Here is a 21957-nt window from a genome sequence, read left to right as displayed (position 1 = left end):
GCATCGCGCTATTTAGAATTGTTCTTTTGATCAACAAATACAACGACCTAATAAAAATTAAAGGGAGGTGATAATCATAGATCGGATCAGGGTGACGACTTTATATAAGATGATAAATGAACAACTACATTTTTCATTCTTGCCTGAAGCTCTTTAGTGTTCCATCACCGTTAAACTGAAGATCGTAGCGTTCACGGCTGCCATTTATTGTAGAAGGGAACCAACGCATACCATTATCCCAAATTGAAATGTAGGCTGTGGTGGTGGGTTTTGCACCATCAACCTGGGCGGCTTTATCGTTATAAATCTGCATGACTTTTTGTGCAGCTGCAAAATTTATTTTACTTAAAGGAAAGGTCCTGCGCTCGATATTCCTGGCCTGTACGGGTTTTGGTTCAGACCAATAACCATCTTTGTATTGGTATGCATCTACATATTTGGGGTTTTCGGGATGCTGTAAGGCCAGTTTAATGGAGCCATCTTCATAAAAGTGCACAGATTCATATACCACAATTTCTCTATCACGGTATTGTGGCAACTGCCTTAGTTTCTCTTCTGCCTGTGCTAATTGTGAAGCACTTAACATTCCTTTCCTGGCTTTTGTTACTGGTTTTTCTGTATTGCTGTTTTTCGCCTCTGGCTGAGGCAGGTTCATATCCTTTAAAAATTCATTTACCCTTTTTTGGATTTCCTTGCTACCTGCTGGTGTTTGCTTTTGTTTTAATAGTTCCAGGTCATGAAAAAGTTCTTTTGCCTTGTCCTGAAGTTCTGGTGTTTTAACCGTATCACCATTTATCACTACAAATTTCTCCTGATGATGCTGTGTAGAAGTTGTCGTTGTTGTTTTAGTGGTTCCGGTATATTCGCCTTCTGATCCGATACGGTTTTCTTTATTGTATTTTTTAGCCAAAGAATCGTTTGGATGAAAGGTTTCGTCTACACTTTTTGTGATTTGTTTGCAGCTCAAACACAGGAAGCAAGACAATATGATCAGCCAGGAAATATGGGTTAAGTTTTTCATCAGAATTCTCCTTTAATTTCGTTCAGGTCTTTTTCAAGGGCAATTTTCTGTGGATTTTCTTTGAGGTAAAAAATAGATACATGTTCCTGTTTGGTTATATCCAGATCGAGCAGATCAACAATCATTTTTAAGTTTGCCCTATGTTTTTGGTTATGTTGATCGGTAAATTCCACCTCAAAATTAATCATTGGCTGTTCGTTTATAAAGGTTCCCGTTTGGCTGGCCTTAATCAACCTGGCGGTTGTCCGGATGCCTTTAAATTTGATCAGGAACAATTCATTTGGCCTACCCAAAAATTTGCTTTGGATAATAGCGCCTAAAAACCGGTAAAAAAGAAGTCCTGCAGGGCAAACCAACAGTGGATGGCCTAAGCTCATAAAACGCCAGCCCATACCTTCGCTTTCTGAATAATAAGAATAAACAAAATAGCCAGCAACGATACAGGTAAAAGCGAGCCAACCCAAGTTAACCAGCACTACTATGGTTTTGTTTATGCTCACTTCCGTACTGGCGATAATGAGATAAGGAACTTTGTTTGCTTCTTTATCCAACAGTATGCCCACGGTTTTACCAGTCTCATAGCGGCGTTCGTAAGGTTTTGAATCATTTATTATGGTTTTTTGCCTGATTTCACTACCTGCCAGATTTTTAAACTGGAGTGTGAGTTCATAGGTATCATAAGCCGCATTTGGTTCTGACATTTTTATAGCCTCTATAATTTTGGCTTCACGTGGCTCACCGGTGTTTTTGAGTTTTTCTATATTGTGCTTTATCGAAAAGGTACGGATTACCCATTTGCGGTAATAGCCTGTTAAAAGAATAATCCACAATAACGCAGCAACTGCTACTAAACTTAACGATAGCCATGGGTCGCGTTCCATCAGGTTCGGCATGTTGTCGCTTTTAATGTTGTAATATAACAACATCGGGAACGGGATGGCAAAAAACAACATGTAAAGTATCCAGAATATCGAAAGTCCTTGTTTCATAGTAATCTGGTTAAGGTATTGAATGACTGAATAATAACGATTATAGAGGTGTCTTTTCTACTGCAATGTTATTGTCCTTAGCATATACATCTGCAAGTTTCCATAGCTTATTGTACTTCTCAATAAATGAGTCATAGGGTTTGGTATCGAGTTCAGTTAAGGCCTTGTTAATGTTTTCCTCGGGCTCATGTTGATCTATCATTTTGGCTATTTTGAGATGCGCTTCCTTGTAGCTTGCTAAAACATAGTTGTATAGTAATATTGAAGCATCCAACATAGGTTTTGTTTCGGGAGTTGGCTGCAGTTTCTTTACTTTCTCCAGATTCTTTTCGGCCCTGGCAATCGAATTTTTTAGGTATTCTTCGCAATTGGTAATTTTCCCCGGACCAGATGCATTTTTAAGATATTCTTGATAGCCATCAAAATAGTAAGTGCCAAAACGCGATATATCGTTGGCATTTAAGGCGGCCTGGTCAAAATATTCTTCAGGGGCATTTACTGTAAGGTTGCATGCGGTGATGGTCGAGACCATCACCATTAGCATGACATTTTTGATGTTGAGGCGCATAAACTTCTTCTTAGTATTTACCAACAAATGAAGACTTGTCTTCGAACATTTTACCTATAAGTGGAACAGGTTTTAATGCACCGTTGGCCGCATTGATAATGCCCATAATCCACAAGACGATAAATACATAGCCAATTAAGCCTAAAAATGATAAACTGGGTACCATACTGGCAATGATGGTAAGAGCCACGCTAAAAATAATATTTACAATAGCCAATCCAAGCGACTGCCTTAAGTGGTATTTAAGTAAAGCATCAGCTTTGTCTTTTCCGCTGAAATAAGCTACAAGCCATCCGATAATGGTAATGTAGGAAATGATTGAAAGGGTTTTGTTGTTCATGATGTCTGATTTTAGATTGAAAAATTATTTAGGTCAAAGTTGAGATTAAAGATTGCCGTTTGAAAGACTTCTCCGCCTACAGAACATCTACTGTGTTTTTTAAAAACGTCTACAATACATCTACAGATGTTATTAAGTTATTGTTAATGAGTATTTTATATTTTTTTGTTGTTTTTAGCTTTTGTCTACAATTTTGCCCAAGCTCCAATCTTTATACTAATTTTACGATATGAAGCATCTGGTTTTTAAAAACATATTACTCTTGATTGGGATCGTTATAGGTTGTTATGCTGCTAAGGCGCAAAGCTTATTGGATAGTACAGCGCTCGATAATTTAAGTGAGAAGGATAAACCAGCCCTGCTTACACAACTGGCAGAAAGATATAGGACTAATGCAAACTATGCAGCCGCAATTGCAAAGGCGCAACAAAGTGTAAGTTTGGCCATAAAACTCAAAAACTTCACCGAAGCCACAAAAGCGTATACCATGCTGGCTAACGTTTATGCAAATATGAAGCAGTTTGCTTTGCTGAAAAAAACAAGCGATACCACTTTAGCTATCGGGCAAAAGGCACAACAGCCTATTGCCTTAGCTTATGCTTATTACGCGCAGGCTTTATTCTACAATGCTATCGATAATAACGAATTGGTAACTAAGTATTGCCAGATGGGGCTTAAAATGTTGGAGAAAAAATACGATCCTTACCTTACTGCCAAAATATATTACCAGCTATATGCACTGAATACCAGGTGGGACGATGTAAAAAATGTAAATAGATATGCTCAAAAGGCCATTGAAAGTGCGCTTAAAACTACCGACTATAACCTATTGAGTAACTGTTATATTGCGCTGTCGGTAGCTGCTGATTACAATTTTGCAGCAACAAAAAGAGAATTACAGCGGGATAGTATTATTTACTACTTAAATAAAGTACAAGATCTTTATAAACAGTACCCTCAATATATTGCCAGAAAAACATACGCTATGGCTTGTATCAATAGTGCAGATTATTATTTGAAATACTTTCCTGATACGGATCAGGCTGCGAAAGCAAATGCCATTCGGTATGCAAGCATGGCCAACGAGGTAATGAAAGGAGTGCTGAATGGGGAAGAGGTTAGGGCAAGCAGTTTGGGTATTTTGAGCGAATACGCCAAAAGAGATAAAAATATGGCCATGACTGAAGGGTATTTACAGGAAGCCTATAGTATGATGAGAGACCAGCAGGCGCCTTATTATTACACGCTGATCAATATTGTAACGGCATTGTCCAGCTTTTATGAGCAAAATGGCCATTACGAAAAGGCACTTGAGTTTCAGAAGAAAGCAACAGCATACAATAGTAAACTTTTTGATCAGAAGCAGGCTTTAAATGCTCAAAAACTAGAAGTACAGTACGAAGCTGAAAAAAAAAACAATGAGGTGAAGCTGTTAAAACAGAGCGAAAAATATGCGCAGCAGCAGAAGTATCTATACATTGGTATTGCAATCGCTTCTTTGCTTGGCCTGATATTTATGTTCCGTTCCTATCATTTCAGGCTTAGGTATTCACTGCAGCGTGAAAAACAGCTGCATCTGGAAAAGCAGGATGCCGAACTGCAGATGAGGCTGGAAAAGGAAGAGCAGGCAAGGTTAAAGGTAGAGCAACTGTTATTGGAAAGCCAGCAACAGCAGTTGCAGAAAGAAGTGATGGCCAATCAATTACAATTGGAGCATAAAAAAGAAATGCTTTTTCAGATCAAAGAAAAGCTCAGCGCCAACGATCAATTGAATATTAATAAAATCTGGAACGAGGAACTGCTTTTGGACAATGACTTTGAGCAAGCTAAATTTCAGATCCAACAGGTGCATCCAGAGTTTTTCGCTCTGTTAAATCAACGGGCACAACAAAAACTCACCTCGCTAGACTTAAAACTCTGTGCTTACCTTCATTTAAAAATGGATACCAAAAAAATTGCCCAGCTGATGCATATCGAAGCCAAAAGTGTGCGCATGAGCCGCTACCGCGTTAAACAAAAACTGGGGCTTGACAAAGAAGAGGATTTGAATTTATTTTTGCAGAAAATGGCTTAAAGCTTTAGTTTTCTAAGTGTTTATTAAGGCGAAAAACAGGTTAGTGCAAACGGTTAAGCAAGTTGAACTGTTTCCGTACTTCGGCCAATACCTGTTCTTTTTTATTGATTATTTTGCGCATTTTCAGCTTGTCTCTTGATAATTGCCCTTGTTGACGTATTGCAGCATCCCGTATTTTTTCAGTATTTGTTTTATTTTGACTGATCTGTTGCTGGGCAATAATTAAGCGGTCAAAAACTTCGAATTCTTTAACAGCTTTATAATATTTGTCTGTTGCCAATTTTAGTTCGTTGCCATATTTAATATCTCCTGTTTCCAGTGAATTTATTTCACTGATGATTTTATCAAATGCCTGTTCCTCTTTGGTTATTGCCTGCTGGGCGCATTTAAAATCGCCAGCAATAAGGCACTTCAGTTTTTGTTCATTAGGGCCGTTTTTGCCGAGCATTATATTGAAAGCAACCCGTTCTTTTTGCTCCAGGACTGTTTTTAAATGGACTGCTTTTTCAGACTGGCAAGAGGAAACAATCAAAATCAGCACAAGGAATAGGATGTTTCTTGGTATCATAACATTTACGCAGGATTAATAAATTATTTTCTGGTCAGATCTGTGATTAACAGCGGATTATCCTTTCTCAGTTTTTCTATCAGTTCTTGTACAGCACCTATTGTAGGGCTTTTTTTCAAATCTTCTACTTCTGCATTGGTAATGCCAACCAACTGTAAAAAGCTTACTTCGCCATGAGGGGTTTCTATTTTTCCCAGTTCGGGATCTAAGGCAAAAACAAAGCCTGTTATTGCTGTTTCTGTATTTAATCTTATTGGCCCATTTGCTGGGATAAAATGATTTTCTTCAAACCATTTACCGCTCGAAAATACGTACCGGGCCAGGTTGTTCATTACGTTTATGGCCCAGATAGGATCACGCTCATCATCTTTAAAAGGCGCCAGTCTAAATGTAAACTCAAAGCCCCATTTGCTAAATTCTCCGCCAGCTTTCTCCTCGTTATAATACAGTTCACTCATGCCATAACTGATCATGTGCCGATGGAAAGTTTGGCGGCTGCTATCATAAATACTGGCGCCATCTATTGGGTCTGTGCCGCCAGCTGCATAATGGATTCCGCACAACGGTGGGTAATGGCGCGCTTCCGTATTGCCATATATCTTCTCCAATTGATCATCTATCGCCTGCCATCCAGGTGTATCTTCTGTGGTAAATTGCTGTTTGTAGATTTCCGGGTTCATTATCGTTTTTGTTGAATGTGATGTGTTAAACCAGCTCAAAGATTTTGCCATTATTCCCATAACAATTGTTAAGGGATTATCATAACACGTTTTCTGCTGTTGGCTGCTGCTTCTATTGGGAAAATATTGTAGTGCCGTCAATAGTCAGCGTTTTTACGTAAAGACTCATCTGCAGAGCGTTGCTGCCGTTGGTCATGTAAACGCTTTCAGACGAAGCTGCAAGCTGTCCGTCTGTAAATTAATGTTAAGAAGCGAAATTGAATTTTCCTTCAAATATTTTTCCGATGAGTGGAACAGGTTTTTCCAGCTCGTTGTTGGCCGCTATGATGCCTAGCAATAACAATACAAACGGAATGAATAAAATGAGGTAAAAAATAGCACCTAAAGATGGAATAACCGCTAAAATAATACTGCTCAAAATGCTTAAAAGAACAGATGTGATGATCAGCCCGAGCGATTGCCCAAGATGATAATTAACCAGTTTACTTTTTTCTGTTGATTTTTTAAGCTCCAGGTAAGAAATGATCCAACCGATTATTGTTATGTAGGCCACAATAGCCATTGTTTTTTGTTTCATCTGATTAAATTTTTGGTGAATTGAATAACTCAAAGTTATGGACGTTAAAACCGTTAGCCAAGAAAAGGCAGACTACACAGCGGCTACCTATTTTTTAAATAGTGTCTACAACGAGACTACAAAAGCCGTTTAAACCGCTATATCGCAATTATTTGTTATACTTCTGCTTTTATAAAAGTGTTTCTTTTCTATTTTTGAATATGCAGCTACCACTGAAAACTTTGTTAAGCCTCTTTATCTGTCTTTTCTTTTTTTTTAAAAGTGCAGAAGCCCAAAAAATCTATATCGATTCTTTAAACCATTTACTTGCACAAGAGGGTATAACCAAAGAGCTGCGTGTAAATGTATTGTGCAAGCTGGCGAAAGCCAATTTTGAAAAAAAACTCCCACTATCTTTCAAATTGGCCGATCAGGCCCTTCAGGTTAGTGCGGGGCTAAAGGATGGGAAAAGTAAAGCGATGACCTATGCCACGCTGGTGTATTTATATGTTTGGAAAAAAGACATGAAAAACGCTTATCAAAGCCTTGATAGTGCCATGTACTATGCAAAGAAAACGAAAGACAGGGTTACCTTAGGTTTTGTATGGTTTAGAAATGGCTGGTTAGATCTTGTTAATGATGAGAATGATAAATCTATTACCAAAATGTTTAAAGCACTCGATTTTTTTAAGGGCGAAAATGCTTACGAATATGAGAGTGCCATATATCATTACCTGGCCAGCTTTTATGGTTATGGGAACAACCCATCTAAACAACAAAAATATGCCGATCTATGCTATCTAACGGCAGTAAAAAGCCAGCAAGTGGATCTGTTGAATAATGCTTATTTTACCATAGGACAAGCCTTTTTTGATCGCTTTAAGCTAGATACTACAAAACGTAATCTACTGGATTCGACTTTAAAGGTTTACAAAAAATCGCTTTGGCTCTCTAAAAAACAAGAAGGACGTTTGCTCGTATACAGCAATACCGCCGCAGTAGCACTAAATACAGCCAATACTTATTTTCAATACTTTCCTGCAAGCTATCGCGATAGCGCCGAAAAATATGTTGATGAGGCGATTGAAATTGCCACAAAAACGAATTTATTGGAGATTTTATTAAATTGTTATGGGCTAAAAAGTGAATATTACGTGCGGGATGGTAATTATGACCAGGCTGAAAAAATATTATTAACCGGTTTGAGCAAAATAGAAAATGGCGTAGTTAAAATGCCGCTCACAAAGTCCAGGATATTTCAGGGACTGTCAAATATCGCTGAGAAAAAGGGCGATAAGGCGGCAGCGCTAAATTATTTAAAAGAATATATCGCGAATTATAAAAAAGCTTTCGATGAACAGAAAATAAATAACACCGTCAGGATTGAGGCACAATATCAGTCTGAAAAAAAAGAACAGGAAATCGCCTATCTTCATCAACAAAGCGCTTACACGAAAAAATTAAATGTTTTCTACATCATTTCGGGACTTGCCGGGATACTAGCCTTACTTTTCCTATTGATCTCCTACAACTACAAACTTAAAGCCTCCGTCAGGAAACAGGAATTAATTGATCAGCAAAAGGATGCGGCAGAACTAAAAGCACAATTAAAAGAAGCCGAAGCTTTACAGTTGAAAGCCGAGCAAGCTTTACTTAAAGAACGGCAGGAGCGGTTGGAAAAAGAGGTATTAGCCGGTAATTTGCAGATTGAAGAAAAAAATGAGCTACTGGAACTCATATCAGACAAGGTAAACAGCGAGAGCCATCTTTCGCTTGATGAACAGATTAAACGGATTGTCAATCAACAGAAAAAGATGGATAAAGAGTTTGAAGAATATAAAATAGACTTTTTTGATACCAATCCTGCTTTTTTTGAACGCCTGCAAGAGAAAGCAAATCCTACACTTACCCGGCTCGATTTAAAATACTGTTCATATATGTTAATGGGGCTAACGAACAAAGAAGTCTCCATTCGTTTAGGTATTGAGCCTAAAAGTGTGCGCATGAGCCGCTACCGGATTAAACAGAAACTAGGGTTGAGCAAAGAAGATGATTTGAATTTATTTTTGCAAAATATAGGTTGAAATCTTAGATAGTTTTTAGTTTTTCATTTTATAAGCTAAGAAATCTTTAAGAATTTTTATAAATTGTGAAACACATGTAACAAGTTTTTCTTAAACAGAAATAACCAAATTATTTAACCTATAAAACTATTTTAATGAAAAAAATATTAACGTTCTTCATCTTAATTTTTACTTTTTCTGAATTCTTGTTTGCTCAAAATACCGCTTGGCCGGAAATGGGTAGTGCTAGTCCTGTTGGTATTGGAACAACTTCGCCTGTTGCAAATGCGAAATTAGATATTCAAGGTAATGGCTTAAACATAGGTAATAATGCAAGCCTAAATGCGACATTGCACATTGGGTCCTCTTATGGTGGTTTCGATCGGCTAACACAAATTCATCCATCACTAGCCAGTAAACCGGCGTTAAATTTAATGGCATCAACGGATGCAAGCAATAACCATCTATGGTGGGCCTGGGGGGTACTGGAAAACACTGGTACGTGGGTGCTACAACCAAATACCGGATTTGGGGGATCGGTTGGAATGTTTTTAACAAGGGCAGGGAATCTAGGTGTTGGTACTGCATTGCCCTCTGCTAAATTAAGTATATCCAGCAATTCGGGCAGTTCTTTAACTGGCTTAGCTTCAGTTGCTGATTTCTCATCAAGCTATGTTATGGATAGGGCCCGTATTTCCATTGGTAATACATCCATCGGATCATCCACAAGCGCTGCTATGGTTTTCTACGGATATAATGACAATAATACTGCGCTTGAAAATAAATGGGAAATTGGAACTGATTTATCTGCTAACCATGGCCGTGATCTGTATTTTTATAATACTAATATTAATAACGCTCAGATGTTTATGCATGGAAATGGAAATATTGGTATAGGAACCAATACACCTGATGCAAAATTAGCAGTAAATGGAGTTATACATTCAAAAGAAGTTAAAGTTGACATGACTGGATGGCCAGATTATGTTTTTATTCCATCATACAAATTAGAGTCATTGCAAAAGCTTAAGTCTTATTTGATTAAAAATCAGCACTTACCAGAGATGCCGACAGAAGCTGAAGTGGCCAGGAATGGTGTTAATTTAGGGGAAATAAATAAGCTTCTAGTAAAGAAGGTTGAAGAATTGACTCTATATTTAATCGAAAAAGATGAAGAAGTAAGGTCTCAAGCAGATAAGATAAAACTTCAGCAGGATCAGATAAATGATCTGTCAGCAAAAACAGATAAAATTTTGGAAAAGTTAAAGATTAACAATAAGTAAAATTTAAATAGCACTTCAGTTATCAAAAACCAATTCATTGAGTCTAGAAGATAAACATTTTATATTGTTTATCTTCTAGACTATTGTAACTATTTTTTAGCCAGTGTTGGGCTTGGCCGGTAATAAAACTCTTCTTCTTCAAAGTATCATCCTCTCTCTCTTTTCTGTGTGTTTAGCGGGTATTTATTATTTTTTTTCAAAAGCCATTCATGCCTAAATAAAATTTAAGACCCTGCTAAATAAACATCGGTAAGGAGTAATTATTCTAAGTTTTTTAATCGTGGTGTTGAGGAGGATATTCTAATTTCTTTACGCTCTTGGGGAGAAGAGAACTTGTAAAAAAGCAGCCAATAAGTGATGGCCATAATCAACATACCTAAGAGCGCACTGATTATATCATTCCTTTTCATACTGGTTTCGCTACAAAAAAAATGCCGATACGCCGATATTGATCCTAATTTCTTCTTTTTTTTTATCGATTTCTTAATTTTTTAATAACAATTTACAAGTCTGATTTTCGGAAATAACGGGCTTTGGGCACGGTGTAAACAAAAGAAGCCAAAATAATATCGCTTTTTTGTTGCGATAATATATTTCGCTAATACTCGGAGGCAATAAAGTTTTATTTCTTTGGTAGTGCGCTGGAGTTATTGTTGTTTTGATTGATGTTTTCTGTCCTAAATAATGGTGCCTGATAATTTTTAGGTAAGTAATCTGCTGGGATGGTGGTGGCATTTCCATCTCTGAGCGCTTTATAATGTGGCGACATAATTTCTACTCCGGCCTGGTTAAACTGATCCTGTATGTTTGCATGCAAAGCAGAATAGATTACGGCCTGCCGGTTTGGCGATTTTGTAAAGGCATTTAATCTATAACTTACATAATAATCGTCAAGGCTGGTTTGAAGCACATATGGCTTCGGTTCAGCATCAACAAGCTCAGTAGCAAGTGCAGCATTAATGAGCAGTTCATGCACTTGCCTCCAGGGCACATCATAACCAATAGTTACTGTGGTATGAATAATGAGCCCCTTTTCAAGCGCTTCAATACTAAAATTTACCGTATGGTTATTCATCACGGTGGAGTTCGGGATAGAAACCACCTCGTTCTGGATAGTGCGTACCCTGGTAACCAGCAAAGTTTTTTCAATAATATCTCCTGTAACTTCTCCAATCTTTACCCGGTCGCCTATCCTAAAAGCCCGCATATAGGTGAGTACCAGACCAGCAACAACATTTCCGAGCGCACCTGCTGATCCGAAAGTGAAAAGAACACCCATGAAAACCGAAACCCCTTTAAAAACACCCGAATCAGATCCCGGGAGATAAGGAAAAATGACAATAAGCATAAAAGCCAGAATTAACACACGGATAATCTGATAGGTAGGATTGGCCCAATCTTTATAAAAACCGGGTATAGTGAGTTTACCCCGTTCGATCTCCGTTTTGATAAACCTAACAAAGCGGATCACATACCTGAATACCACCAGAAGAACCAAAATAGTCATCAAGTCTGGAATATAGTTCCATACTGCAATACCAATTCTTTTAAGTGGACTGAGGATATAATTCAACAGGTTAACAGAGAGATCACGCGTAAAGGGGAAAATTCCAAACAGCACAGGAAAAGCCAGATAAATTACTGCCAGAATAACCCCATAACGAATGATTTTTAAGAGTATCGTAATTATAGCCAGTTGACGGTTCACATCTAATAACTCATAGTTTTTGATTTTTATACCATCTTTAAAACGTCCTTCTGCGGAGAAAAATTTGGTTGATATTTTTCTGAAGAGCCTGTTAATAAGGAATATTAAGCCAATTACCACTGCAACAACCAATATTGTCAATAAAATTTCCCTCAATAGCACTTGCCAACTGGTATCGTGAATATACTTATCGAGGGCGGCCACTACCCGTTTTTTGATTTCTGCGGTATAAAGCGTCCGGTCGCTTCTGGCCCATAATGCATCCTGATCGGTTATAGAAAGCAATAAGGTGTTACCATAAAGCAGGTCGGTAGTTTGTTCGGCGGGGATAAGCTTAAGTGAATCGGATGAAAAATTTGCACCATCACCCACTCTTTCTAGCCTGTCAGCCACAGCTTTTGCCCTGTCGGTGGCACTAAAACTGCCCAGTTTTGCATAAATAAAATAAATTGTGTCGCCATTAAATATAACCGGTACGCCTTTTATAATCTTGCGTAAAGAATCTATCTGACTTATCTGGCGGAAACGATGGATGGAATCCCTTTTTTTGAGCGATTTTAATTCAGCCATTAAACTTTCACGTTGCAATTTGTCTGTTGTTCCAAGTGCGCTTACACGTTGTTCTAGTTCTGCTCGCTTAAGTGAATCAGAAAGCCGCTCCGCAGAGAGTTGATTTACTTTATTGAATTCGTTTTCTAGCTTTCCATTCTTTAGGCTGTCTGATTTTAAGGTTGTGCTGTCCTGTCCAAAGGTGTAAATAGATACAGCAGCATTTAGCAGAAAAATAGATAATGTAAAAAATTTCGTCATGTTATCTTAGGCTAGGTTAGCGAAAATAGCCAAAATAATGAAGAAATGCAGGCATTTATTATGGCTTTTTAACCGCATGAGGTTCCTGTTTTAATGTGTTAATCTTAGCCAATTGTGTTGGTATAATGTTCCATCCAGCCAGAATATGGGAGTGAATTTAAAGCAGCCATCCTCCACTATCAAAAAAGCATAGGTATTGGTTAAATTTGAGCTAGTTTATTATGAGCTGTAAATTAGGTAAACAGAATAAAATGAGCAGAAATTATAAGTTTTATAATAAAGAGGGGCTATATTTTGTCAGATTTGCAACTGTGTTTTGGATTGATGTTTTGTTAGGTTACAATATTTTAACATTTTGATAGAGCATTTAGATTATTGTAGAAAGAATAAAGATATGGAAGTTTATACATTAATATTTAGCGCAAAAAATAATAATCGAGGCGATATGCTAAGTGATTTTAAAGTACACATGGAATTTGCCATTTCCTCGCTTGCGCGCCTATGGACATGTGGTGAATAAATAGATTTGTTGCTACCTTTAAGTCCAGGCAAGTAGCCAACTGGTTTGCTGTTAATTGCCGACGACAAGTTGATACATGGAAATAAATAATGGATATAGAAAATAAAATTAAATGCGTTTGTTGTGGTTTTTTTACGATCGAAAAGGATGCGATTTCAACGATCTGCCCAGTTTGTTTTTGGCATAAAGATTTTTATCAGGAGGAGCATATTGATGATGATGGAGGACCGAATTCAATTTCTTTGCGAGGGGCAAAAGTGAATTTTAAGTCTTTTGGGGTTATAGAGAGGGAATTTTTAGATTTTGTAAGACCACCTAAAGAAGATGAGATTGAAGGATAAAGTAGCTTTAGTATAGAATACAAGCGGGTATTAATCAATGTGCTGGTGCGAGTTTTTAACTTGTACCAATATAGAAAAGCCATAGTTCTAAAATTTAGAAAGTCGTAATCTTAAACTTTCATAATTTTCGAAGCATAATAATCATAGATTATCTAAATTGCTGTCAAGCCTATTGAGCTGTGGTCAAACGAAGTAATTGATCAAAAAGTCGATTATATTCACAATAATCCAGTTGAGGCAGGCTTTGTAACAGAAGATTACCATTGGAAGTATAGTAGTGCAATAGATTTCTGGAGAAAAGGGTTTGTTAGAAATTGATATGATTTAAGCTAATTTGGATACGAGCTACAAGCTCGCACCAGCTCGGTGAATTTTTTAGAAATTAATGCATTGATTTACCGAAAGCCCAAATCAGGCTTTGCTAAGGCCGTGGGCGCTAAGACTTGTGTTGGATGGAGGAAAAGATTCAATTTTGTGAATTTCAAACACATGGATTTTGTCCAAATTTTAAGGACTTCTCCTTGCTAAATCAATTTGCTATATTTAGCCTATGATGCGCTCTACTACAATTTTCCTTTTATTATTTTCCTTTCACCTTTCGGCAAATGCTCAAAAGAAAATGGTTGTTAAGGAGGATACAGTTTTGGCCTACACTTATCAGGAAGCCTCTATAACAGTCTCTTCTCTAGATAAATTGCCGCCTAATATACAAAAGCAGGTTGAAACGATAATGAAGGACTCTTTTTGGGAATTCAAAGATTCTCTCCATTTTATCAATGCCCAGATTGTTGATGTACTAAAATACCTCGAGGATGGCGATTCCCATAAAAGGCACTGGGTTGTTCCCAAATACGAACTTAACTTTTACTTAAAGGATACCCCTATTGGAATCCAACGGTACAACATCACACTTCACCTGGATGATTATGGACAAATTCTGCAACTCAATTGGCCAAGAGAAGGAGCGGGGAGCAGAAAAATGTTCCTAGCACGCAAAGCTATACAAGAATTCGCATTCAAGGAGGCAAAAAAACGCAGATACAACCTTCACAAGTTTGAAGTACGTTTTGAATATAACGAACAATTTCGCCGGCTTTGCTGGGAATTTTCTTTCTTAGACCACATGGAGATAGGTGCCGCTTATTACAATTTCGTAACAGTGCCCTGGGATGAGTTACTTATAATCGATAGCACTGAAAAAGACAACTAATATGGTTTGTCAACGAATTTAAATAAGATTAGGGCTATTCATATTCCCCTGCTAGTCCGAGCAAATTGCAATTTAGATAAAATGTGCTGGTGCGAGTTTTTAACTCGTACCAATATAGAAAAGCCATAATTCTAAAATTTAGAAAGTCGCAATGACTGCTTTGGATGTTTAAACGAGCAGGAGAAAAAAATAGCAATGTAACAAATGGCCAGTTTTGGCAAGAGCATAACAAGCCTATTGAGCTGTGGTTAAACGAAGTAATTGATCAAAAAGTCGAAGTATAGTAGTGCATTAGATTTTTCTGGAGAAAAAGGTTTGTTAGAAATTGATATGATAAGTTAATTTGGATACGAGCTACAAGCTTGCACCAGCTCGGGCTTTAATGTTGAACTGTTCCAAAATGGTTTTGTACAGCTCAAAGGAAGTATAATGATACTGATGCATTACACCAGTCACAATGTTACGAATCTGTTGTCTGGTCGGTTTCTCTCCGTAAATAGCCCCTGTTTAAAAGGTTGTTATCCAGTAGTATTTAGTTTTTAGGGCTGTACTTGTTTGGAATATGGAGATTGCAGATAAACTATTTTTGTAATTTAGTTCAAAACCTTAAACATAACCAAATGAAATCTGACGGTAAAGTAGGAGATAAATACCCTGATCTTGATTTATTCTTTCTTGAAAGCTTGGGCTTATACCATGCAAAACAGCGGAACGATCAGGAATGTCTCATTGACGACCAGGGTGAGATTGTATATACAACCCGGCAGAATACCAGTCGGGAACACTATTGGACCAATTTTTCTTATAGACATCTGGATAAGCTGGATGATGAGTTTAACAAGAAAATAAGCTACTGGATCCAGTTTGGTTTAACTCATTCTATGTCGGTTTCTGTATTTGGTTTTAAAAATAAGCAGGTATTTCCGCTGCTCGAGCAGGAACAAATTATATGGGCAGAACCGCTAAGTCCTTCAAAGATATTGATTCAGACAGCTGTCGGTAATACGGATCCACATTTCAGGTACCAGATCGGTATTTATGATATTGAAAAAAATGAGCTGAAAAATATCCTCAAAACCCGTTTTGGAAATGGACCAGACGAAAATTCGGTATTGCTGGTTCATAAAATATATGGCACAGAATACCTGTTTTCAGTGCAGACTGATAGGCGTAAAGACAGTGAAGAGGACTTCGATCATGATATCAATCTCCTTTATAACTGTCAGGGCGAAAGACTAACGGATTTTGAAACAACCATAGGTCAAAATGGCGAGAAAACATGGTTTGAGCCGGGTAAACGCAGTTTGGGAATTACCTATAGAATGATGGAAAGTCCTGTCCGTATTTCTTCCAGCTTTTATCACAATCGCTTTCAGGTGTACAATTCTTTAATTGATGCCAAGGGTAATCATTATGGTGATTTTTATTATATATATGGACAAAGCCCTGGTTCTCTAGGTAAAACGTCCACACGATTACCTAAATATATAGATAAAAAATTATTGTGTCTTTCAGTTCCTTTTGAAAATAACCAGTCTCCCTGTCTGGCAATCTTAGATGAAAACCACAATATATTGCAGACCCCTTATGAATGTCCGTGGTTATTTACTTTTATATCCAGGGCTTTAGTGAAGGATAAGAAAATATTTGGTGAAACCTGTATTACTGTGCTTGATTCCGAAAGTTATGTGAGGCTGATTGACTTGAATGGGCAGGAAATATCAGAAACGCGTCCCATAAAATTTGAGGGCCTGATGGTTAATTATCTTAAGCTATTTATGAAACAAATAGACATCAGCTGAAGACCAAACAAAAAGCCTGAAATCTTATGATTTCAGGCTCTAATTTTCAGCGGAGAGTGGGGGATTCGAACCCGCGGACCCTTTAACAAGTCAACAGTTTTCAAGACTGCCGCAATCGACCACTCTGCCAACTCTCCGCTGCAAAAGTACGAACTTGCCGCAAATCTGCAAATGATTTCCATTCAAATATTTGCATAAATATTTTAAGCGTTGCTAATCATTTAGTTAGCTCGCATAAAAACTTTCAAAAAAACAAATAATAGGCCAGTAAAGGCCATTTTAGCTACAATTTTGGGCTTTAGGTTTAAACTAAAGCGCCTCTTTATGGTAAATTTTTTCCCGGTCTACCGATAAAACACCATTTCCCTCAATTGCAAAACAAACGAGTCCGATTAAAACGGAGACCGAAAACCAAAATTCTGAATAGGGTTTAAAAATTCCACCAGAAATATTTACAAAGAATACCGCCCCGATCAGTATTGGTAAATTAACCAGGCAGAATACACGGGTATGTGTGCCCAGGGTGATGGCTAAGCCCCCAATTAGGTGTAACATAATAATCAGGTGCGCCAGTAAGCTAATGCTCACAGCCGTGCCTAAGAAAGCGCCCCTCATTAAATTACTAAAGGCTGGCATATTGATGTAAAAATCAATTCCCTTCCAAATTAAAATAAGGCCTAATAAGATTCTAAAATAGTCTAACCATTTTGGGTGATGGTGATCGCCCCAGATCTGGATTTTCTTAAGCATGTTCATAACTTCTATATTTTGGTTATGACAATTTACGGAAAAATTAAGAAAATAACAATGCTTAACTATTTGATTTTAAGGCTTTTTTTTATCAATAGTTTTACTGTTTACATAATCAGTTGGCGACATGCCGAACTGTTTGGCAAAGTTTCTGCCAAAGTGCGATTGAGAGCTATAACCAACCATTTCTGAGATTTCGTAAATTTTCAGTACCCCTTCATTTAAAAGCTCGGCCGCTTTTTTTAGCCTTGCCAAATTAATCAGTTCATTGGGGCTAAGGTTAGAAATGGATTTAATTTTCCGGTATAAGGTTGGCCGGCTCATATTCATCTTTTCTGCCAGATGTTCGACGTCCAGATCCTGATTGCTGATATTCTTGTTAATGGTATCCTGTAATTTTTCTAAAAACAGTTCGTCTGCCTTTGAATAAGCAATACTTTTAAGGTGGAGCAGGGGAGAGCTCGCGAAATATGCTTTGATTTTGTTCCTGTTTTTAATCAGGCTCGAAATCTGTACCTGTAAAAACTCAGGAGAAAAGGGCTTTTCCACATAGGCATCGGCACCCAGTTCTAAACCTTCAATTTTAGATTGCAATGAATTTTTTGCGGTAAGCAGGATAACGGGGATATGGCTGAATTCTAAGGTAGATTTTACTTTCGCACAAAATTCGAAACCGTCCATTTCGGGCATCATTACATCGCTAATGATGAGCTGAACAATTTCACGCTGTAATATTTCTAATGCTTCTATCCCGTTTCTGGCCTGTAATACATGGTATTTTTCTTCCAGATCATCTGAAATGAAATCAAGGATATCTTCATTATCATCAACCAGCAACACTACAGATCTTTCCATATCTTCAGTATCTTTTATGGCCAGCTTGCCTACAATTTCTTCCATTTTCCGTTCAGGTTAAATTCTATAAGTTGATGGATAGGCAATTCCAATACAAATATATTAAAATCATGGTCATTAAAATCTAAATAAAGCTCCCCGCTATGCAGTTGAGCAAGCGATTTTGAAATCGATAAACCTATTCCGGTTCCTGCCTTAATTTCTGTTTCTTTGCCCCTAAAAAAAGGTTCAAATATCTTGTCCTTAATTTCAATTGGGATGCGATGTCCATCGTTTTTTACCACTACAGCAAACTTATCTCTTCCCTGCAATGATAAATTGATCTGTACCATGGTTTTTCCGTACTTAATGGCATTGTCTACCAAATTGCTGATCATTTTGTAAAAGGCCTCTACGTCGATATAGGCAAGGAGCTTTTTCTCAGGTAAATGAAGGTTGTACTTTATCTCATGCTGTTCTGCAGCAGGTTGAAACTGAAGAAATACGTCTTTCAGGATTTCTGAAATATCGGCTTTTACGAAATTTAATGAAAATTCGCTGGTTTCGGTTTTTCTGAAATCCAGTAACTGATTGGTCAATTTGAGCAACCTATCAGTGTTTCGCTCCATAATCCGTAAATTCTTTTCTATCGCGGGTACGGCATCAGCCTGTTTAATCAGTTTCTCCATAGGGCCGATAATCAGCGTAAGGGGTGTTCTGATTTCGTGGGCAACATTCGTAAAGAATTCAATTTTCGCCTGATACACTTCTTTTTGTTTTTCATGCTCAAAAACTTCCATCCGCCTGCTGTTTTTTAATGCGATTTTTCGGTGATAGCTTCGCACCAGAAAGAAGATGATTCCACCTGCCGCGATCAGATAAAACAGATACGCCACAGGGCTAAGGTAAAAAGGAGGACGGATTTTGATCAGTAACTTCGCATTTTTGGTGCTCCAGTTACTACTTCCTTCAACCAATGCTTTCACTTCAAAAGTATAATTCCCAGGGGCAAGTTTGGTAAAATAAACTTTCCTGTTGGTTTTTAAATATTCCCAGTTTTTATAAAGCCCGGTCATTTTATAGGCATACTCTGTCATTTCGGGCGAGAGGTAACTTAATGCCGCAAAATCGATACTAAAAGAAGATTGGTTGTAGTTAAGTTCAATGGTATCGGCATAAACGATCGATTGATCAGAAACAGAATCTGCCCCATTTAAACCGATTTCTGAACTATTGATCTGAAAGCCGGTTAAAAATACAGGGGTTTCGTATGATGTTGCTTTTAAGTTGGCCGGATTGAAGCTGACCAGCCCTTTTACACTCCCAAAATAGGTTCGGCCATCCTCATCCTGATAGGCAGAACTGTAGTTGAACTGATCGGTAAGCAATCCATTGGCTTTAGTATAGGTTTTGTTTAAACCCATAGAGGGGTCAAAATGGATAAGTCCCCTGGTACTGCTAATCCAGAACTTATTTGCGGCATCTTCTTCAATGCGGAAAAGGTAATTACTGGGAAAACCATTTTTTATACCGTAACGCTTAAACTGATGTGTTTTCTGATCAAACCTGCAAAGTCCGCCACCGTCTGTGGTTACCCAAATCTGTTGTTTACTATCTTCAAAAACACTATTTACGGTGTTATGACTTAAACTTTTCGCATCCGTCGGATTATTTCGGTAGTTCACATAACCTGGTTTGGATAAGTTAAACTGAAATAAACCATCATTAAAACTGCCTGCCCAGATATTACCCTTGCTGTCTTCGATAACCGAATAGTAAAAAATAAAGGGGAGGCCGGCAACAGGTTCAAAATCATCACGTTTTCGGTTATAGCGATAAATCCCGTTAATGGTTCCAACTAAAATTTCACCAGACCGTGTTTTACAGAAAGTAACAATAAAATTGGTGCGTAAGGCATTTCCAACGCCTGCCTGGTAATGTTTAATTACCTTTTCTGTTTTCAGGTCTAAAACATCCAGCCCGTGTTCGAAAGTGCCAATCCAGAGTTTGTCGCCATCAACCAATAAACCATGGATATTGGAATAGGCAATGCTTCCGGGTTTTCCATCAGGTAAGAAGTGTTTAAATATTCCTGTTTTTACCTCAAGTTTGTTCAGCCCGGCATCTTCCGTACCAATCCAGAAATTTCCGTTGCCATCCCTTGTAATTTCCCTAACGTCGCTTCCACTGATCGAGTTTGTGCCTTTTTGAGGAAAGTATTTGGTAAAGAGTGAAGTATGGCTCGAATAGTAATTTACACCGCCAAAATAGGTGCCTGTCCAAACGCCTCCTTCGCGGTCAAGACAGATGGTGTAAACGGCATTATCGCTTAAAGAATAATCGTTATTGTACTGTTTTTTAATGTGGATAATCGCTCCGTTTTCGTCATTGTAAATGTAAATGCCCGATTCGGTGGCAATCCAAAACTCATGAGGGCCTGTTTTTTTGATATCCCGTACAAAAATTGGCGTTTTATCATCGTTTAACCGTAATATATTTTTCGATGCTAAAGTAACCGGATTAAAGAGTTTAACACCCTGATTGGTGGTGCCAACCAGTAAATTTCCATTTTCGGTTTCGGCAATTCTGGATACCCAGCCGTATTCGGTTTTTGCATTTTTACCGTTGATGTTAAAACGCTGAAAATTATTCGTCTTGGGGTTATATTTTTCGAGGGTTCCCTTTCCGGTACTGATCCATACGCTGCCATCTTTTAAAACCGTTACCAGTGAGGCATCGAAAGGTGCATTATGGGTAAAAGCCCGTACTTTCTTACTGCGTTTTTGATACAGGTATATTTTGAATGAAGATAAGATCCATAAATTTCCACGCTGATCGCTCGCCAGATCTATAATCCGCATCCCTTTCGTTTCTTTGATGATGCTGAAGCTTTCTTTTGCCGGATCGTATTGATACACGCCGCTGTTGGTACCTACCCAAAGTGTTTGCTGCCGGTCGTGGTGAAGGGCATAGATTAAATCGTTGCCTAAACTGCCAGCCTGCTCTGGCTCGTGCCGATAGGTTTTAAAAGAATAACCATCAAACCGGTTTAAGCCATCTTTCGTGCCGAACCACATAAAACCGTTTCCATCCTGCACACTGCAAAAGGCTGTATTGTTAGAAAGTCCGTTTTCTACCTGATAATGCCTGAAATAATAAGGTTGCCCCCACACGAGGTGCACCGAAAACAAAAGACATAAGAGGATGAAGAGTTTTTTCAAGATATCTTGGTCAGCTGCATCAAATATATTAAAGAAATGCTTTGCTTTCAGGCTAAATTGAATTTGAGCAGATAAGTAGAAAGATTGAGACAGATCGGTCTTGTGCAACGGAGCAAGTTATATTATTTGTGCTTCACCATCCTAAATGTGCCAGCCTCCCATTTCCAAAAAAGAACAGTCGGCTAAGCAACATATCGGTAACGCGATAAAACTATCAATTGCGAATTTCAAATTAATCTGGGCGTTACCTAAGCTGCGCAAAGGTCGGGCTTTTCAGGGCTGCGCTGCGCTTCGGTACCGATGAAGGATCGGTACTGAACCCTTACAATCCCTAACGCAAAAACCCAGCGTACAAAATCTGCAAAGTCTGACTTCTATAGCACTACAGGCCCGTGTTAAATAAACCTGATAAAACGTAAAGCCCGGATCCCGATTTTTTCTATCGGGAGAGGACTTGGAGTGATAGCAGGACTTCCCTAACCGAAATGTGCCAGCCCCATCGTTTCCAAAAAACAATCACCTAAGTCACCTGAGCAATCTATCAGTAGCGCGACAGGCTTGTGTTAAATAAAGATTTTTCTAGATTTGAAAACTGTAAACTGCCAATTTCAAATTAATC

17 protein-coding genes and 1 tRNA gene are annotated in these 21957 nt (G+C 38.1%); 6 read left to right on the top strand and 12 right to left on the bottom strand.

Going from position 1 to position 21957, the window contains the following annotated elements; all coding sequences use genetic code 11:
* Window positions 1–133 precede the first annotated feature (133 nt).
* From LQ201_RS04735 to LQ201_RS04720, 4 genes are read right to left on the bottom strand one after another with little or no spacing between them, the layout of a single operon-like run.
* Window positions 134–1021, bottom strand: a complete 888-nt coding sequence (locus LQ201_RS04735) for a hypothetical protein (protein WP_230145588.1) — start codon at window positions 1019–1021, stop codon at window positions 134–136.
* Window positions 1021–2010 (bottom strand): hypothetical protein, encoded by a 990-nt coding sequence (locus LQ201_RS04730; RefSeq protein WP_230145587.1) that lies wholly within the window; start codon window positions 2008–2010, stop codon window positions 1021–1023. The genes LQ201_RS04735 and LQ201_RS04730 overlap by 1 nt, the downstream gene beginning before the upstream one ends.
* A 40-nt stretch (window positions 2011–2050) precedes the next feature.
* Entirely contained in the window at window positions 2051–2578 is a 528-nt protein-coding gene (locus LQ201_RS04725) for a hypothetical protein (RefSeq protein ID WP_230145586.1), read from the bottom strand.
* Between the two features lie 10 nt (window positions 2579–2588).
* Window positions 2589–2918, bottom strand: a complete 330-nt coding sequence (locus tag LQ201_RS04720; RefSeq protein WP_230145585.1) for a DUF4870 domain-containing protein — start codon at window positions 2916–2918, stop codon at window positions 2589–2591.
* A 229-nt stretch (window positions 2919–3147) separates the two neighbouring features.
* Here LQ201_RS04720 and LQ201_RS04715 point away from each other — a divergent pair, with 229 nt between their 5' ends.
* Complete coding sequence (locus LQ201_RS04715; RefSeq protein WP_230145584.1) at window positions 3148–4992, top strand: hypothetical protein; 1845 nt, start codon at window positions 3148–3150, stop codon at window positions 4990–4992.
* A gap of 40 nt (window positions 4993–5032) precedes the next feature.
* Here LQ201_RS04715 and LQ201_RS04710 read toward each other — a convergent pair whose 3' ends face one another.
* The 3 genes from LQ201_RS04710 to LQ201_RS04700 form a co-directional block, all read right to left on the bottom strand.
* Entirely contained in the window at window positions 5033–5560 is a 528-nt protein-coding gene (locus LQ201_RS04710) for a hypothetical protein (RefSeq protein WP_230145583.1), read from the bottom strand.
* 23 nt (window positions 5561–5583) lie between these two features.
* Window positions 5584–6240 (bottom strand): suppressor of fused domain protein, encoded by a 657-nt coding sequence (locus tag LQ201_RS04705; RefSeq protein WP_230145582.1) that lies wholly within the window; start codon window positions 6238–6240, stop codon window positions 5584–5586.
* A gap of 244 nt (window positions 6241–6484) precedes the next feature.
* Complete coding sequence (locus tag LQ201_RS04700) at window positions 6485–6817, bottom strand: DUF4870 domain-containing protein (RefSeq protein ID WP_230145581.1); 333 nt, start codon at window positions 6815–6817, stop codon at window positions 6485–6487.
* A gap of 200 nt (window positions 6818–7017) precedes the next feature.
* On the opposite strand from LQ201_RS04700, the gene LQ201_RS04695 reads away from it, so the two are divergent.
* Both LQ201_RS04695 and LQ201_RS04690 read left to right on the top strand, forming a co-directional pair.
* Entirely contained in the window at window positions 7018–8880 is a 1863-nt protein-coding gene (locus LQ201_RS04695; protein WP_230145580.1) for a LuxR C-terminal-related transcriptional regulator, read from the top strand.
* 134 nt (window positions 8881–9014) lie between these two features.
* On the top strand, window positions 9015–10142 hold the full coding sequence (locus tag LQ201_RS04690; RefSeq protein WP_230145579.1) for a hypothetical protein: 1128 nt from the start codon (window positions 9015–9017) through the stop codon (window positions 10140–10142).
* 622 nt (window positions 10143–10764) lie between these two features.
* Here LQ201_RS04690 and LQ201_RS04685 read toward each other — a convergent pair.
* Entirely contained in the window at window positions 10765–12660 is a 1896-nt protein-coding gene (locus LQ201_RS04685; protein ID WP_230145578.1) for a mechanosensitive ion channel family protein, read from the bottom strand.
* Between the two features lie 609 nt (window positions 12661–13269).
* Here LQ201_RS04685 and LQ201_RS04680 point away from each other — a divergent pair.
* From LQ201_RS04680 to LQ201_RS04670, 3 genes are all read left to right on the top strand, one after another.
* Entirely contained in the window at window positions 13270–13521 is a 252-nt protein-coding gene (locus LQ201_RS04680) for a CPCC family cysteine-rich protein (protein ID WP_230145577.1), read from the top strand.
* A 550-nt stretch (window positions 13522–14071) separates the two neighbouring features.
* Window positions 14072–14731: a hypothetical protein gene (locus tag LQ201_RS04675; RefSeq protein WP_230145576.1), complete on the top strand. Its 660-nt coding sequence runs from the start codon at window positions 14072–14074 to the stop codon at window positions 14729–14731.
* Window positions 14732–15351: 620 nt separating this feature from the next.
* Entirely contained in the window at window positions 15352–16533 is a 1182-nt protein-coding gene (locus LQ201_RS04670) for a hypothetical protein (protein WP_230145575.1), read from the top strand.
* A 50-nt stretch (window positions 16534–16583) separates the two neighbouring features.
* On the opposite strand, the gene LQ201_RS04665 is transcribed toward LQ201_RS04670, so the two are convergent.
* From LQ201_RS04665 to LQ201_RS04650, 4 genes are all read right to left on the bottom strand, one after another.
* Window positions 16584–16670: transfer RNA gene (locus LQ201_RS04665), tRNA-Ser, on the bottom strand.
* A 172-nt stretch (window positions 16671–16842) separates the two neighbouring features.
* The gene (locus tag LQ201_RS04660; RefSeq protein WP_230145574.1) at window positions 16843–17289 is read right to left on the bottom strand and encodes a DoxX family protein; all 447 of its coding nucleotides are present in this window, start codon (window positions 17287–17289) and stop codon (window positions 16843–16845) included.
* Window positions 17290–17358: 69 nt separating this feature from the next.
* Entirely contained in the window at window positions 17359–18183 is an 825-nt protein-coding gene (locus LQ201_RS04655) for a response regulator (RefSeq protein WP_230145573.1), read from the bottom strand.
* Complete coding sequence (locus tag LQ201_RS04650; RefSeq protein ID WP_230145572.1) at window positions 18168–21338, bottom strand: two-component regulator propeller domain-containing protein; 3171 nt, start codon at window positions 21336–21338, stop codon at window positions 18168–18170. The genes LQ201_RS04655 and LQ201_RS04650 overlap by 16 nt, the downstream gene beginning before the upstream one ends.
* Between the last annotated feature and the right edge of the window lie 619 nt (window positions 21339–21957).

The organism is Pedobacter sp. Bi126, assembly GCF_918698245.1.
Classification (GTDB): domain Bacteria; phylum Bacteroidota; class Bacteroidia; order Sphingobacteriales; family Sphingobacteriaceae; genus Pedobacter.
This window is presented reverse-complemented; position numbering and strand designations above follow the sequence as displayed.